The 17,120-nt window shown below is 39.0% G+C and carries 13 protein-coding genes; all 13 read right to left on the reverse strand.

Translation table 11 applies throughout. From position 1 onward, the window contains the following. Positions 1 to 140: 140 nt before the first annotated feature. Complete coding sequence (locus FAZ25_RS01115; RefSeq protein ID WP_004900081.1) at positions 141 to 1,922, reverse strand: ABC transporter ATP-binding protein; 1,782 nt, start codon at positions 1,920 to 1,922, stop codon at positions 141 to 143. A gap of 1 nt (position 1,923) precedes the next feature. Next, positions 1,924 to 3,642, reverse strand: coding sequence for an ABC transporter ATP-binding protein (locus FAZ25_RS01120; protein WP_048801765.1), 1,719 nt, complete (start codon positions 3,640 to 3,642; stop codon positions 1,924 to 1,926). 136 nt (positions 3,643 to 3,778) lie between these two features. Further along, positions 3,779 to 5,761, reverse strand: coding sequence for an ABC transporter ATP-binding protein/permease (locus FAZ25_RS01125; RefSeq protein WP_048801766.1), 1,983 nt, complete (start codon positions 5,759 to 5,761; stop codon positions 3,779 to 3,781). Positions 5,762 to 5,799: 38 nt separating this feature from the next. Beyond that, entirely contained in the window at positions 5,800 to 6,297 is a 498-nt protein-coding gene (locus tag FAZ25_RS01130) for an NUDIX domain-containing protein (RefSeq protein WP_192269726.1), read from the reverse strand. 29 nt (positions 6,298 to 6,326) lie between these two features. Further along, entirely contained in the window at positions 6,327 to 6,977 is a 651-nt protein-coding gene (locus tag FAZ25_RS01135) for a YfbR-like 5'-deoxynucleotidase (RefSeq protein WP_176606018.1), read from the reverse strand. A 64-nt stretch (positions 6,978 to 7,041) separates the two neighbouring features. Next, positions 7,042 to 9,588, reverse strand: coding sequence for a bifunctional lysylphosphatidylglycerol flippase/synthetase MprF (mprF, locus tag FAZ25_RS01140; protein WP_004907382.1), 2,547 nt, complete (start codon positions 9,586 to 9,588; stop codon positions 7,042 to 7,044). Beyond that, positions 9,575 to 10,312, reverse strand: coding sequence for an alpha/beta fold hydrolase (locus FAZ25_RS01145; RefSeq protein ID WP_040189896.1), 738 nt, complete (start codon positions 10,310 to 10,312; stop codon positions 9,575 to 9,577). Before FAZ25_RS01145 ends, mprF begins: the two co-directional genes overlap by 14 nt. 51 nt (positions 10,313 to 10,363) lie before the next feature. Further along, positions 10,364 to 10,735 carry a preprotein translocase subunit YajC gene (gene yajC / locus FAZ25_RS01150; protein ID WP_004900100.1) on the reverse strand — a complete coding sequence of 124 codons (372 nt, stop codon included), beginning with the start codon at positions 10,733 to 10,735 and terminating at the stop codon, positions 10,364 to 10,366. An 88-nt stretch (positions 10,736 to 10,823) separates the two neighbouring features. Continuing rightward, positions 10,824 to 12,041 carry a tRNA guanosine(34) transglycosylase Tgt gene (gene tgt / locus FAZ25_RS01155; RefSeq protein ID WP_004900103.1) on the reverse strand — a complete coding sequence of 406 codons (1,218 nt, stop codon included), beginning with the start codon at positions 12,039 to 12,041 and terminating at the stop codon, positions 10,824 to 10,826. Between the two features lie 161 nt (positions 12,042 to 12,202). Then, on the reverse strand, positions 12,203 to 12,814 hold the full coding sequence (locus FAZ25_RS01160; RefSeq protein ID WP_048801767.1) for a JAB domain-containing protein: 612 nt from the start codon (positions 12,812 to 12,814) through the stop codon (positions 12,203 to 12,205). 29 nt (positions 12,815 to 12,843) lie between these two features. Beyond that, positions 12,844 to 14,247 carry an MFS transporter gene (locus FAZ25_RS01165; protein WP_004900108.1) on the reverse strand — a complete coding sequence of 468 codons (1,404 nt, stop codon included), beginning with the start codon at positions 14,245 to 14,247 and terminating at the stop codon, positions 12,844 to 12,846. Further along, positions 14,244 to 15,425 (reverse strand): folylpolyglutamate synthase/dihydrofolate synthase family protein, encoded by a 1,182-nt coding sequence (locus tag FAZ25_RS01170; RefSeq protein ID WP_040189894.1) that lies wholly within the window; start codon positions 15,423 to 15,425, stop codon positions 14,244 to 14,246. The genes FAZ25_RS01165 and FAZ25_RS01170 overlap by 4 nt, the downstream gene beginning before the upstream one ends. A gap of 105 nt (positions 15,426 to 15,530) precedes the next feature. Beyond that, a complete protein-coding gene (locus tag FAZ25_RS01175; RefSeq protein WP_004900112.1) occupies positions 15,531 to 17,099 on the reverse strand; it encodes a DEAD/DEAH box helicase in 1,569 nt (522 codons plus the stop codon). Positions 17,100 to 17,120: the final 21 nt, after the last annotated feature.

The raw sequence follows: 17,120 nt of genomic DNA on the forward strand, positions 1-17,120 counted from the left end.
TCTCCTCCATATTTTGTGTCAATAGTAGATTTTAAAAGCCTATGAATTGCAATATTACCATTATAACATAACTTACCACGACTTCAGATAAACCAAAGACGTCGCTAATAAAAAAGCTACGTCTCAAGACGCAGCTTTTTTTACTCAAAAACCATTTGATTATGATATAGTTCAGCGTAAAAACCATTTTGTTTAACTAATTCATCATGGTTACCTTGTTCAATCACACGGCCATCTTTTAAGACAACAATTTTATCGGCTCCTAATATTGTTTTGAGTCGATGCGCAATAACGAAACTCGTCCTACCTGCAATGACATTATCCATTGCAGCTTGTATACGAGATTCGGTAACCGTATCAACGTTTGAGGTCGCCTCATCTAAAATCAAAAACGTTGGATTTGTTAAAATAGTACGGGCAATGGAAAGTAATTGCTTTTGGCCTGTTGAAAATACCGATGTTTCATCGTTGACAAAAGTATGGTACTGATCAGGCAGTGTCATAATGAAATCATGGATATTAGCTTGTTTAGCCGCACTCATCATCGCCTCATCTGTCGCATCTGGTTGCCCAAATTTAATATTATCAGCAACAGTACCACTAAACAAAACTGAATCCTGCAGGACAATACCAACATGTTCTCGCAACGACTTAATATCAAATTCGCGAATATCAACCCCGTCAAATTTTACTGAGCCACCAGTCACGTCATAAAAACGATTTAATAGGTTCATCACCGTTGTTTTGCCTGATCCTGTTGGACCCACGAGCGCAACCATTTCGCCTCGATTAACGTTAACCGTGACATCATGCAAAATTTCTTTATCTTTTTGATAACCAAATTTAACCTTATCCAGTGTCACATCTTTTTGGATGGCCGTTAATTGATGACCATTTTTAGGGTTAATTTCTTCAGCCTGCTCATGCACTTCAGACAAGCGACGTGCACCTGTAACTGCGAGTTGTAGCATATTATAAATAGAAGTAATTTGTGTAATTGGTTGGTAATACTCTTGCGAATAGTTTACAAACACAACAATCAATCCCAAACCTGCAGCAGTGCTCATACTGCCGCTAACTACAAGCCATGATCCAAAGAAAATAACAATGGCCAAATTAAGTAAAGAAAGGCCTTGCATCAATGGAAATAATAGGCCTGAGTACATCTGTCCTTTGAATGTCGCTTGACGTACTTTTTCATTATAAGGTTGGAATCCAGCAATGGAAGACTGCTGCAGTCCTTGTGTAATAATGATTGCTTCACCATTGATTTGCTCATTGATATAACCATTCATTTCACCAGTTGCATCTTGCTGCATATCTATGTAACGACGCGCTTTAGAAATGACAAACCAGGCAACTAAGATAGCCACAGGTGTAGTTGCCATCGTCACCCATGCTAAGGCAACATTCTGACTAAACATCATCCAAATGACAGCCACAAACAACGCAAATTGCGACAACAATTCGAAAATAGCTTGATTCATCGCATTAAATATATTATCTAGATCAGAGGTAAACAATGATAGAATTTTACCGTCACGATGCGTGTCAAAATACTTAATGGTCATACGCTGGAGTTTACTAAATAGCCCAATGCGCATTTGGCCTGAAGCCTGAGCCGAAATACGTGATGCCAAAAAGCTCGAAATAAACATCGTTATAGCGGTTAGTATGAAGAAAATCATCATTGCTTCAAGTGCCTGATAAAAGGCTGTCTTGTTAGCCTGACTTTGCGTTATGGGATTCATATATTGGCCTAAGTATGTGGATAATGCTGTGATAGCTTTACCCATATAAATTGGCGCTTGTACTTGAAAATAAGTCGAAACAGCTGTCACAACAATGGTAAATGACAAACCCAACCAATAGCGTTTGAGGTAGGTTGCAAAATATTTTAATGAACGTTTTAAGTCTTTCACGCTATGATGCTCCCTTCGCTTTTTGTGTCTGATAAATTTCAGAATAAATAGGTGATGTTGTTAACAACTCTTGATGCGAGCCGATGCCAACTAATTCGCCTTGGTCTAATACGAAGATACGATCAGCATGAATAACTGAACTAATTTTTTCAGCAATCACAATCGTGGTTGTATTAGACAACTCCTGATTCAGTGCCTCTTGCACCAACTTTTCAGAACGAGCATCTAAGGCAGAGGTTGAGTCATCCAGAATCAGTATCTTTGGATTACCAATAACGCCACGTGCTATTGATAAGCGTTGCTTCTGACCACCAGATAAGTTTGCAGATCTTTCTTCAACATAATGATCAAACCCATCATCATAGCGATTGATAAATTCTGCTGCTTGCGCAATATCAGCTGCTTTTTTTAGTGCTAACTCATCTGCATCTTTACTGCCTTGGCGTAAATTATCAGCGATGCGGCCACTAAATAAAATTGCCCGCTGTAACACGTAAGAAACCGCTGAACGAAGGGATTTTTCATTAACATACTTCAAATTGACCCCTCCAACAAGGACATCTCCCTGTGTCGGATCATACAACCTTGGAATTAATTGTGCTAACGTTGTTTTCCCAGAACCTGTTGCCCCAACAATACCAATCATCTCTCCGGCATGTATGTCAAAAGAAATATTTTTCAGCGATGGCCTATCATCATTAGGATATGTAAAGGACACATTCTTAAATGATACTTCACCTGATAATGGCTGTTCAGGTGCATCAGCACGATAAGTTAAATCCGGCACCGTTGCTAATACAGCGCCTATACGTCTAAGTGAAATAAAACCACGTGAAGCAAATGTCGACATCAAACCACCAATCATAATTGCGAAGAAAATCTGCATTAAGTATGAAATAAATGATGTAATAGCTGCTAAGTCAGTTGGATGTGCAACAACACTTTGCCCAACAAAATAAATAGCGGTACCAATGGCCACGTAAGAAATCAGCATGAACATTGGAATCATGGTAGAAAATAAATAGCCAATCATCGTGGTAACACGGGTCAAATCATTCGAGTTATCGGTAAAGTGCTTAATTTCATTATCTTCTTGATTGAATGACTTAATCACGCGAACACCTTGAAGACTTTCTTTGGCGATGGTGTTTGTTTTATCAATCAACTTTTGAATTTGAGAAAAATATTTACTCATTTGTTTAAAAACAATCTGAGAAGATAGTGCAATTAAAATGACCATCAAAACAACAATCCACCACAACCGTGGCAGTGTAATGAGCGCCAAAATAAAGGCCCCAATAAACAAAATGGGAATACGTGTTAATGATTGTAAAATCATCATAATTAATTGTTGTACTTGGTTCACATCATTTGTCATGCGAACAACCAAATTACCCGCAGAAAATTTTTCAATATTTCCGAATGAAAAAGATTGAATTTTTTGATATTGATTGGCTCTCAAATCAGCAGCTATACCTTGTGAAATCTTAGCAGCAAAAACTGTATTGATAACACCCGCAATCAAACCAATGATGGCTAAAATAATCAACTCCGTTCCATAAAACAAGACATTTTGTTGATCATTTTTGATAATAGCTGTCATCACGTGCTGTAGCAGTCTAGGCTGCCATAGTGAGGCACCAGCCATAATCACAACAGCAAGCAACGAAAAAAAGATATCTTTGTGATATGGTTTAGCATGTTCTCTTAAAATTTGCATTACAAACTCCTTATTCATACATCAATGTTATCAAAATCCTTAACTATTGATGAAAAGAAAGATTTTACTGTAACATCTACTCTAACACAAAAAAATCAAAAGTAAAAAAAAGCGCATTCATGTGCGCTTTTTTGAATTAATCTGATGCTAATGCATCTATTGTATTCAATTTTGCAGCACGACGTGACGGCACAAAACTAGCAACTAACGCAATCACAAGTGAAATCACAACAGCGAAAATAACATTGCCAATTGATACTTGCACAATACTAAAATGAATTAAACCATTCAGTGCCTGATTCATCACGACTTGTGCAACATAGGCTAGAACAATACCCAAAACCGCAGAAATCATGCCAATTAATAAGGCTTCGTTTGTAAACAAGCCTCTGATATCTTTTGCACGCGCGCCTAATGCGCGTAAGACACCGATTTCTCGTGTACGCTCTGAGACTGACATATAAGTTGTCACAATAATCATAATAGCCGATACCAATAGTGAGATCCCAGCAATAGCTGCCAAAACATAAGAAGCAAGACTGGTAATCGTATTGATTGTGCCTAGGATATCATCCATAGATACACCAGCAAATGTTTGCATACCATCTGTTTGTACTTGGTTAATCCGCTTCATTGTGGCCTTCACGTTCTTTGTGTCGCGAATTTCAACCGAAGCATAGTTAGCATCTGTTACAGCGTTATTCTTCTTGAGATCTTTTTGAATCGTATCCCAATTTTGTATAAACATCTTACCAGATTGACCACCATCAGTCATACCAGCAATTTTTGCTGTTGTCGCAATGGGAATCGGGTGATTATCTTGGTCAAAAGCAATATAAGTAAAAGCAATATCTTTACCAATGAGTGCTTTATAATTACTTTGAATTTTCTTAGCAAATTCACGATCAATGAGAACTTCACCATCACCAGCCTGGTGACCTGCCTTGATTGTTTTCTTGGCATACTGTGGTGTCCATGATTTCAGCTGGACTGGTTGAGATTTCACATTGCCATAAGTAAATACGGCATTGTTAAACTGACCACCAGCATAAACATTATCCACACCCTTAACTGATGCCAACCGTTTAAGAGTTGCCTCATTCATTGTGGTTGCTTTGTAATCAGTGGCCATCAGTTTCATCGTTTCTTGCATGCGTTCTGTTGCATTAGCTTGTTTATTGGTGGTTGTATTACGCACAACTGTCTGATAGTTTGGATTGACTAAGTCATTAACCTGGTTAGCAATATAACCCTTAATACCATTACCTAATCCCAAAAATAGTATTACTGAAAAGACACCAATAGCTGACCCAATAATAATCAAAGCATTTTGTAACTTTTTATATTTCAAATGATCAAAGGCCATGTCCCATACTGAAGCCGCTTTGAGCGGTCGTGACTTAAAGCGTTCAGTAGCAGTAGTTGCCAGAAACTTGTCCTTTAGCTGTTTTTCTTCATCAATTTTACCATCAGACATATGCAGAATACGCGTCCCATATTCTGCAACAGCCTGCGAATGCGTCACAACAATAACAAGCTTGCCTTCTTGGGCAATTTGTTCAAGTAGCTCTAAAACTTCCGCTGTGTTAGCTGAATCAAGTGCCCCAGTGGGCTCATCAGCAATCATGATATCCGGATCGGATGCCAATGCTCTTGCAATGGCAACACGTTGCTTCTGTCCACCAGATAATTGTGAAGGATATTTATTAATATGATCAGCCAAACCAACTTTCGTCAATAATGCTACGGCGTGCTTTTTACGCTCACTAGCAGATAAATCAGTCATATTTAAGCTGGTTTCGACGTTTTCTAAATTCGTTTGATAGTTAATTAAGTTAAAACTTTGAAAGATGTAACCAATTGTTTCCCGACGATAAACATCTAACTTTTTTTCCTGTGTATGGTCCAACTTTTCGCCATTAACTAAAACAGCGCCTTCAAAGTTGCGGTCCAAACCACCAATAATATTCATTAAGGTTGACTTACCACCACCGGATTCGCCTAGTATTGAGACAAATTCACCCTTTTCAAAGGATAAATCAATGCCATTTAACACAGGGAAAACCTGTTTGCCTAAGTAATAGGATTTTTTGATATTCTGAAGTTCTAAAAATGCCATGTTAACCTACTTTCGTTTTCTAACTGTGTTATTTTACACTACTCGCCATGCTCTCTCAGCCATGGCTGCTCACTAACCATATTATCGTTCAGCACGCGATGCAACGTTTTTTGCGCCTGTGGGACAAACATTTTTGGCACAGGATTTATTGGGACAAATTGTAAATCTAGTGTCTCAACGCCGTCCTTTCTCAGTGTACCGCCAACCTGTTCAACTTCAAAGCCGATACCTATTGTTTCTTGCGCATCACCCCAATAATTTTTATCTGTCACATGGGTTGCCATACCTAACATCCTCGTAACGGCAACATCTAACCCAGTTTCTTCTTTAAACTCTCTTACCACGGCTTGCATCGGTGAGTCGCCATATTCTAAATAACCACCTGGAAACCCCCACCCCTCGTCGGAATCCCAGCGCTTTTCAAGTAATATCGCGTCATGTTGCTTATTCCACAATACGCCAAATGCTGAAACAAAAATCATGCCCTCATGACCTATTTTTTCACGCATACGACTAATATAATTTTGTTCTGTCATCTGATATCCCCCCATTTTTTCTCAGTCAGTTATTGTTGTGCTGCAGCAAAATCTGGTAACAGACTTTTAGCTAAGTCAAATAACAAGTCCTTATGAATGAAATCTTCTGAAAAAATATCAGGTAAAATATCTGTTGCAATGTATTTAACACTCGCCATATGTTGAAATTCAGCTAATGCTTCCAAACTGCTTTGGAAAATGTTAACAAAAACAGGTTCTGGATTGAATTTTTCTAATTCACCGTAGGCCTCATACATTAAGTCAACTTTATCGGCAACAGATAATATTTCACCTTCAATCGTTTCATCTTTTCCTTCACCCAATCGCCGGGTGTAGGCTGCTTGAAATTGTGTCGGAATTTCAGTTTTAATGAAATTTTCAGTCATCGTATCTTCAACATCAGCTAACATTGAACGCAAGGTTGCGGTGGCATATTTAACTGGTGTTTTAATGTCGCCAATAAAGCGCTCAGTATAATCATGGTTCAGCGCTTTTTCATAGACCGATTGCCAGTTGATGGTTTTACCATTTTGCTCTTCGACATCTGCTAGAAATTGTGCAATCTGCGCCACTTTCCAAGAATGCGCCGCAACATTGTGTGGTTGATATTTGAAAAATCCTGGTGCCCGGTTGATGAGCTCTAACTGATTCATCCCCATAAAAAATTCGTGCATTGGCATCATTAATTGGTCTATGACACGCATCAGTGAGATAATGATGGCATCATATTTCCTCCTCTATATATTAAAAATCATTATCTTTATCATACACGACTTTAAACGCTGGTGCACGTTTGACACCTTTATTATCAATTTTGAGTAAGCCAATCATTACCATGATAATCCATGATTTTCTAGAATAGGCAATATACATCGGCACCCATGTTTTTGTGAACTTACTCTTATAATGATGTAACCCTTCAAAGGAATACACTTTTGAGCCAAATTGATAAACCAGATTAGCTAATCTTTCTCGACCAAAGCTTTGCCTATGTTGTCCAACATTAGCTAACGGTGACATGCCTAAATTAAGTGTTTGTAATCCTTGAGACTTGGCATAAGCAATTGTATTAACAAACAAAACATCCATAACGCCATTTGGCGCTGCCTTTGTGAATCTCATTAAATCTACAGCCATTTGTCGTTCGGTATGGGACGTTACTAAAGTGGCATAAGCTTCAATTCGATTATCTTTAGATAAGACAGCAATCGGGTAACGTTGTATATAATTCTGATCAAAGAAACCTAAGGAATAGCCTTTTTCCTCTCGCCCAGCTAACCATTCATCACTAATTTTTTGTAATTGCTTCAAGATTTCTTCATTAAACGGTGGTGTGAGAACTTTAAATTCAAAACCAGCTCGTCCAGCTTGATTAACAACAGACCGGACATTCTGCATTTTTTTACCCGCCGTAGAGAATGCATCTAATACAACATGTGCTTCTTCTCCTAATTTGAAAAAATCGTACCCAAATTCATGTGCTAACATCGCAATTTGTTCACTCACTTCGTAAAATACTGGCACGTAGCCTAACACATCAGCATCATCAACAAATTGTTGCATCGCTTCAGCAAAATAGCTCGCATCACCAAAAGGATCACCCATCACCATAGCTTTATTGTTAACTAATCTAAACTGCATGCCTACGCTATCTTCGTGATTGACTTGATAATAATAAAAGCGTTTATCACCTAAAAATGCTAGGTTGGTATAATGCGTATCGCCAATTGTTAAAATACGATTAAGCCGTATTTCATCAAATGATTCACCTAATTGTTGTTGATGGGCATGTAAATAGCGCGATAGCAATAAGCTAAAGGTAGCAACAACTAAAATAACAATGGCGCCCATAACCCACCAGTGAACAGAAGGTATCATGCCTCGTTCATGAAAATGATAGTTGTGTTTAAATATTGGCGTATTTACAATACCGAGTAATAAATAACTGATAATCAACGCACCCCAAATTGCCCCGTCAACAATTTGCTCTTCCCATGAATGAATAAATTGTTCTCGGTATAAGGTTTGCCGAGTTGTCATAAACGCGAATAACAACACCCCCACCAAAACCATCGGTACAATGTGCCGATATTCAAACAGTGCATAAATAATAATGACAACTAATAAGACGATAGTTGACTGATACGCCCTTTTAACACGATTGGCCACCCCTCGGGCACTAATGAGTAATAAAAATCCCAACAAAATATTTGGTAATTGATTAGCTAAAGCATATGTAATCGGCCAAGACCGTAAATGATTTAATATCATAACACGCTGCACAATAGTTGGCATTGTGCCTGACAAAACCAGTAAAATACCAGTCAAATATAACATCACTGTTGTGACTTGATGTGTTACTGCGCGTGCAACATAATGTGGCACACCACGGTAATCGCTATTAATTTTTTTGGATAGTCGATAAATCAGTAAAATAAACGCACTCAGCAAGGGTATTACATTATATACGACACGGTATAAAATAAGCCAAACAACCACCTGATCCGAGTTGACTGATAAATCTGATAGGATAAAAAGTACAGCCACATCAAATGAGCCCCACGTACCTGGTGTCATGGAAACTAAAGCAATTGTACTGGCTAAGATGAATGCCAGCATCATAATGGCCAAGCGCAAATGAATTCCTAATGTGACACCGATAGCAACAAATAGCGCCATTTGTAAAACAAAAGAAGCGAGTGATACCGTTAATAGCCGTTTAACAACCAATAAGTTGATGCCTTGCCAAAAATGAAAACGCGGTACGATAGAAATGAAACCAACAACAATAGCCATCATTAAGATGGCTATTAACCAAATCATGTTTTCTTCAAATCCCGTCAGAAAATGCAGCCATATTGCGACAATAGCAGCAGCACTTGCCACTAATAAACCAGTAAGACCCAACAAATATACTTGAAGATAGGGCTTCAAATGACTAGATTTTTTTTGATCAAAATAGAACACTCGCCGCAATAGCAAACTCACTGTGCCAATAAAACCAGCATTAATATTAAAAACGTTAATCAACCAAGCACGTTGTATCAAGTCAGTTCGTTTAATATTGTATGCTTGCCAACGTGCCAAAATAAAGTCACTCAACAACGTGGGTACAATAGTGACAAATCCAAATATAATTAGCAGTAGCGCTTGCCACCAAGTAATTTGACTAATTGTTTCTAGAATCATGTTCCACGTAATTTCACGCGTCATAAAGACTAGTTGGCTAATCAATATTACTGTAACCGCTGGAATAATTAAATGTGACAAGATTGACTTAATTTTTGGCATGTTTTATTCCCCCGAGTAAAAATGGCATGACTAATCGACTAAATTTTTTAGGATTAGTGTAAGTTATAAAATGACTGTGTCTAGGTATGACCATCATTTCAGCATGTGGTAATAATTGTCTGATTCTCTCAATGTGTCGACGCTTAACCAAGTCAAAGCTACCGATGACGAGTAACACATCACCCGCAACACGCTGTAAATCGCCCCGCGAAATGTTGAGTGGCTCACTCATAACATGCAGCTGTTTGTGGCGCCGGGCTGCATAATGACTAATCGGTGCTAATACACGCGTTAAATGCTGCGCAAAACTATCAAGCCACCATAGAATCTTATAAATGCCTTTTTTACTGAGGTTTGGTGCATTGAGTACCATCCGATACACACGATTAGGGTATACAGTCGCATATTTTATAGCGATATTTGCACCATCACTATACCCGAGTATAATAATCTGCGACAAATTAAAAGTTTTTCTCATAAACTCAATGTCTGAAACTATAGCCATAATTTCTATTTTATTTTTAGTATTGGAAGAGCGACCATGGCCGCGTGAGTCTAGCGCAATAACATGAAAATATCTTGCATATTGCTCAATTTGAGGCTTAAAATAACGTGCAGAACTACCGTTCCCATGCAACAAAAAAATGGTCGCATGTGTCATACTACCATATTCGTCATATACAATTTTTGTCCCATCCGGCACGATAATTGATTTTGTTGTCATTTAGTAATTTCCATTCAAAAAAGAGAGCTATTGCTCTCTTTATTATACCGCTTATTTATCTGAAGGCTTATCAGTTTCAGATGTAATATTTTCTTTTGCATCTGCAGTTTCATCTTTAGCAATAGGCTTCAAATCTTCGACTGCAACTGTTGGTTCTGCCTTTGGTGCTTCAGGTACGATTGTACGAATAGCTGCCATATCAAATGTTAAGATGACACCTTCTGCATCTAGATCAACTGTCTTTGCAACTTGATCAACACTATCTACAACCGCATGCAAACCACCAATTGTTATAATCTTTGTGCCTTTTACTAAGTTACTTTGACGTTCCTCTTGCGCTGCACGTTGCTTTTTTTGTTGGCGGCTCATAAACCAAAACATACCAACAATCAAAATTAATGGGAGAATCAAACTTAAATTCATATAATATTTCCTACTTTCTTAACTGATACGATTCATTGTTGTGTAAACAATATAACTTAATTATACCAAACAATACACAATAATTGTCTTAAAATAAGCGCGCATTTGGCTTATTATAACCGTATTCTTCCATTACTCTTGCTCGGAATTCAAGTAATTCATCATTTTCGATGGCTGTTCGCATATCTTCCATGAATTGTAACAAGAAACGTAAATTATGTTGCGATGCTAGTTGGGCACCCAATATTTCGTTAGCGTTAAACAAGTGATGCAAATACGAACGTGTCAAATTTTGGAAAGGATTATAGTCTGGATTATCGAATTGTGCTTGATTACCGAATTGCGCTTGTCGAATATGATTTGGTGAATAGTAGCTCAAATCAGGATCCAATGGTGAAAAATCATTTTTGTACTTAGAATTCTTGATAACAACGCGGCCATAGCGTGTCATCAAGGTCCCTTTACGTGCAATGCGAGTAGGCAACACAGAGTCAAACATATCTACACCGCGAATTACACCGTCAATCAGTGAGTCCGGTGCAGCAACCCCCATGAGATAACGTGGCTTATTTTCTGGTAATAATGGCATAGTGAAATCTAATACACGGTTCATTTCCAGTTTGGATTCCCCTACAGATAGACCACCGACGGCATAACCTGGTAGGTCCATTCCCACCAAGCCATTAGCCGATTCTGTACGGAGTGCCTTGAATCCAGCGCCTTGCACAATACCAAATAATGCTTGTTTTTCAGGATTACGATGCGCAACTTGTGCTCGATCAGCCCACCGTAAAGAGCGCTGCATTGATTCTTTAATATAATCGAAACTTTCAAAATACGGAATCGCCTCATCTAACTGCATCATAACGTCAGATCCCAAGTTATTTTGAATACGCATGGCCACTTCTGGTGATAAAAACATTTTATCGCCATTAACATGGTTTTGGAAGGTAACGCCTTCTTCTTTTAGCTTTCGTGCATCTGATAGAGAAAAAACCTGAAAGCCACCAGAATCCGTTAGAATTGCTTGATCCCAGCCCATATACTTATGTAAGCCACCAGCTTCGGCAATTAATTCATCACCTGGCCGTACCCATAAATGATAAGTGTTACTCAAAATAAATTGCGAACCAATTTCTTTTAACGCTCGTGTACCTACACCTTTGACTGCACCTTGTGTACCGACAGGCATAAACATGGGTGTCTCAAACGTCCCATGTGGCGTATGTATACGCCCTCGACGTGCCCCTGTATGTTTTTCGGTATGAAGGTGTTCGTACCATACTGCTGGATGTTCTTGTCCCATGTTTTATCTGTTAGGCTAAAGACGTTGACTATGCAACGGCGCAATAGCTTATTCCTTTTCTATCAATGTTGATATCAAACTTACCCATATTATTTTACCAGTTTTTGATGCACAAAAAAAGTAGCGTGTTCTTGTGCAGGCGGCATATCATCATGATCTAATTAAGCAGGACACTTGAGTTGTGCATTTTCAGATAAACTCCAGTAGCTGTCATAGGTAACAACAAAAGAATCAAACATTGGCACCGCCATCTGATCACCTAATTGCTTTAACCGTTGACTAAAGGCGATATCGGTATCCGATGGCATAACATTCCCACTCGGGTGATTATGAATTATCATAAATCCTAACGCGTTTGCTATCAAGACGCGCTGAAATATTTCACGTGGTGAAGCTTGGACACTGGTTAAACTACCAATAAATACCGTTTCCCAACCTATAACATTTAACTGGGCATCAAGTATTGCCACACACAACTGTTCTTGCTTAAAATGACCTAATTTCTGCTGAGCAAAGTGGCCAATATTTTCGGAAAATTTTGCATTTAATAATACTGGTCGTATACTCGCTGCCACCTGCTGCCCAATCGCAATACCGGTGAGCAATGCGCCATGTAACGTTGGATTATCCGCAATAAAATCCATCATCGTATCATGCCCAATCTCATTCAAATCATAATCATGGGGGAAAAACCGTCTTAAGTCATCAACGCCCTTACGCCCATCATATCCTAGCAATGTATAAAATTTTTCGACTTGATCATCTAATATCATTTTCTACCTCTTACTAGAATGATACGTGATTAAGCCTTGTTATTCACAACCCTTAACGCCCTAAGCGATAGTGTTGCCGCCACAATAACAATAATGATGTCTAACCCAAATAGCCAGGTTGTCCCAAGACTTGTTTTGGCCATATAGTTCAAAGTGCTATTGTGGTTTTGAAAAATAGTCATCACACCAGCAGCAAGTGCAATACCGACAGCTGCTGAATAGTTATTGGTTGCTGAAAAAATTGAATTTCCCGCACTTTGGTACGCAACCGGTACATGGCTGATTGCATGTGTCATGTTGTTACCAAACCAAAAGCCGGCACCAAGTTGCACTACCATAAAGCTCAATGTCATATTGAAAACACCTAATGGTAAGAATAGCATCATCATTGCACCAACAATAATCATTGTTATGCCAGTGACGATTGGCAATCTAGGCCCGTAACGATCGTAAAGTCTACCAGAGACAATAGCCATAAAAGCATAACCCAGTGCGCCAGGCAATAACGTCAGCCCAGCCACTTGTGAATTTTTCAAAAGTACAATTTGAAGCGCCATTGGTATGGCATAATTAAATGTTAAATTTGCGACCTGTGTCGTAAAAGACGCCGCAACACTCAAAGAAAAACTCTTAAATTTAAAAATAGCCGGATCAATCAGTGGATATGTAATACGTTTTGATCGTTTGAAGTAACTCAGCAAGCTAATAATCATTACTAGTAACAAGACAACACTAATCACATTGATCAATCCATGTGTGCTAAGTCGTTCAATTAAGAAGATACCTGATATAAAAAACAAACTTAATTGTAACCAGCCGAATAAATCCAATTTTTCTCGGACGACCTCTGAAACTTGTCTAATTGTAAACCAGCCTAAAATAAGTGACCCTATCTGAACAGGTAACACAACCCAAAACACTGTACGCCAACCGAAGTTTTGCGTTAAATAGCCGCCAAAAGCCGGTCCAATAGCTGGCGCAAAAGAAATTATTAGTGAACCCAAACCAACCATTGTGCCGCGCTTTTTTTCAGGTACCTGTTCAAAAATAACATTGTACATCAGCGGCATGCCAACACCGCCACCGATGCCTTGTAACAAGCGGCCAAACAAAGTCAGACCAAAATGACTACTGACTGCGTCAATTAAAACCCCTAAAATCGATATGACTGTCGCTACAACAAATTGACTACGATTGGTAAACCGCTTCTTCAACCATGGTGACAATATAACTACCATACTTGTCAATAAAATAACACCAGATGTTAACCATTGCACTGTACTTGACGGCACATTAAAGGTCCTCATCAACACTGGGAAACTAACATTCAAAGCCGTCTCCAACATAATATCGGAAAAACCTAAAAGTCCGATTGCTAACACACTCAATATTAAACGAACGGATAATTTTTTTTCAGTTTGTATTCTCATCATAGTTGATTTCTCACCTCACTAACAAAATATAAAGAACCTGTAAAAATTGTCATATCACTATGACTTTCATGAAAAGCTGTTTGCCAACTATCAGCCGTCTTGATGGCATATTGCTTAGCAACTGACGAAATATTTAGGCTGTGTCTACCGTTAGGGCCAGTAAAAGGTACCAGCACAATATCAAATTTAGCTTGTGTCAAAATATCGCTGAAGGCTAACACAACGTTTTTATCCATCAGACTGCCGATAATTAATGTCTTCGTTTGCTTTTCATATTCTCCCGTATTCAGGGCGGTCACTAATTGCATTAACCCTTGGTAATTGTGTGCGCCATCGATTATGATGCCTGGCCTAATTGTCTCAAAACGCGCAGCAAACTGGCTTTGCTTCAGACCATTTTGAATTTGTTCAACCGTAATACTCTCATCAAAAGCGTTGACTGCCGCCACTGCAGTGGCAGTATTTTGTACTTGATATTGTCCAGGTAGACCTTGCTCAAATTGGCCAGAATGTCCATGAATTATTGGCCTTTTTGATCGCTTTTCAATAACCCATTGCGCTGCTTCTGGCAATTCACCTATCACAACCGCCATATTATCATGAATTATTCCGGCTTTTTGCTCAGCGATTGCTGCGATGGTATCACCTAACAGCGCTTGATGATCTAGGCCAACACTTGTGATGACAGCAACAGTTGCGTTTGGCATCACATTTGTCGAATCAAGTTGACCACCAATACCCACTTCGATAACCAAAGCATCTAAATTTTCACGAGCAAAATAAGTCATCATAATTGCCGTCAAAACTTCAAATTCGGTGGGCACATCTGGTGCCAACTGTTGATCCACAGTGATTAATTTTTTTTCTACTAATTGTGCCACTGCTAGTAAGTCTTGTTCGGCAATCCACTGATTATTAATCTGTATTCTCTCTCTAAAATTAACAATATAAGGGGAAATAAATAAACCAGTACGATAACCTGCAACACGTAAAATATTACTAGCCATTGTAGACACTGATCCCTTACCATTTGTCCCGGTCACATGGATTGCCGGCGGTAATTGCTCTTGCGGATTATCTAATGCATTTAAGAGCGTAAACATACGATGCAGAGATTCTTTTTGCCCACCCTTTGGGCGGCTATGAATAAAGGTAATCGCGTCTTCTACTGTCTTCATGACTATCCTCCAATAAGTGCAATTGTACTGGGAAATGAAAAACCGACCAACAGCTTGTTTGGACGGTTTCATCGTTTTATCTAAGTAGTTATAAATAGCTCAGTGTTAATCTTTTTCACGGACAGTGAATTCACGACGTTGGCGTGATGAATTATTTGATCGTCCCTCATTTGAACGGCCATCACGACGCTTGTAATCACCAAAACGACGTTCACTGTTACCACGACGCTCACGGTTGCCACCACCGTTTCTTGAGCCGCCACTGCGATTACCACCACGATAACCACCGCCATTGCCACGACGATCGCCACCACGGCCACCACCATTACGTGACCCACTACCATTTCTACGGCGTGGTAATGGCCGTTCGCGGGTAATTTCAACTGGTGTATTCTGCTTTTCCAAATCTGCTACAGATGACAAAAGTGCTGCCGCTAATTCTTCTGAAGAATACTGGTTTGTCAACTTATCAACTTCTGTTTGAATTTCGCTAACATCTGTTTTTTTGACAATATTATGCACTTCATCTGCCGCATTTTTAATTTTACCAATACGTGCTTCTTTCAAAGAAGCTGGCTCCAATGGTGTCATACGTTTCTTGGTAAGATCTTCAACTGCGCGAAGGTAATCCATTTCATTTGGTGCAACTAGTGTTACTGAAACGCCTTTAGCGCCAGCTCTACCTGTACGGCCAATACGGTGAACATATGATTCAGGATCTTGAGGAATGTCAAAGTTATAAACATGTGTAACATCCTTAACATCCAAACCACGTGCAGCAACATCAGTTGCTACCAGAATGTTGATTTCGTGTGATTTGAACTGTGCCAAAACGCGTGAACGCATTTGTTGCGTCAAATCACCGTGCAAGCCAGCTGCACGATAGCCACGTGCTTCTAGACCACGTGATAATTCTTCAACACGACGCTTGGTACGACCGAACACAATCGCCAACTTAGGTGCTTGTACATCAAAGATGCGTGTCATTGTATCAAACTTTTCATTCTCGCGCATACGTACAAAATACTGGTCAACTAAATCAGTTGTCAATTCTTTTGCTTCGATTTGAATATGCTCAGGATTAGTCATAAATTTGACACCAATACGCTTAATAGCTGGTGGCATTGTTGCTGAGAATAGCAATGTTTGACGATCTGCTGGTGTGTTCTTGATAATTGATTCAATGTCATCCAAGAATCCCATATTTAACATCTCATCAGCTTCATCCAACACCAATGTCTTAACATTATCAATTTTAACTGTCTTACGGTTAATATGATCAAGCAAACGGCCTGGTGTACCCACAAGAATTTGTGGATGCGATTTCAAGTTTTGAATTTGACGACGAATATCTGCACCACCAAAGACAACTTGCACATCAACGTGCTTATCACGGCCTAATTTTTTAAGTTCCTCAGCCGTCTGAATTGCTAATTCACGTGTAGGTGAAACAATTAAAGCTTGAATGTTTTTATTACTTAAATCAATGTGTTCTAATATTGGCAAACCGAAGGCAGCTGTTTTTCCAGTTCCTGTTTGCGCTTGTCCAATAACATCTTTACCCGCTAATGTTAGCGGAATTGTTTTTTCTTGAATGGGTGTTGCTTCCACATAGCCATGTGTTGCAATAGCATCCAAAATATCTTGTGACAAACCTAATTCACTAAACTTCAAAATTTTTCTCCTCTGCGCTTT

This window comes from Leuconostoc sp. LN180020, assembly GCF_014844115.1.
Taxonomy (GTDB): Bacteria; Bacillota; Bacilli; order Lactobacillales; family Lactobacillaceae; genus Leuconostoc; species Leuconostoc citreum.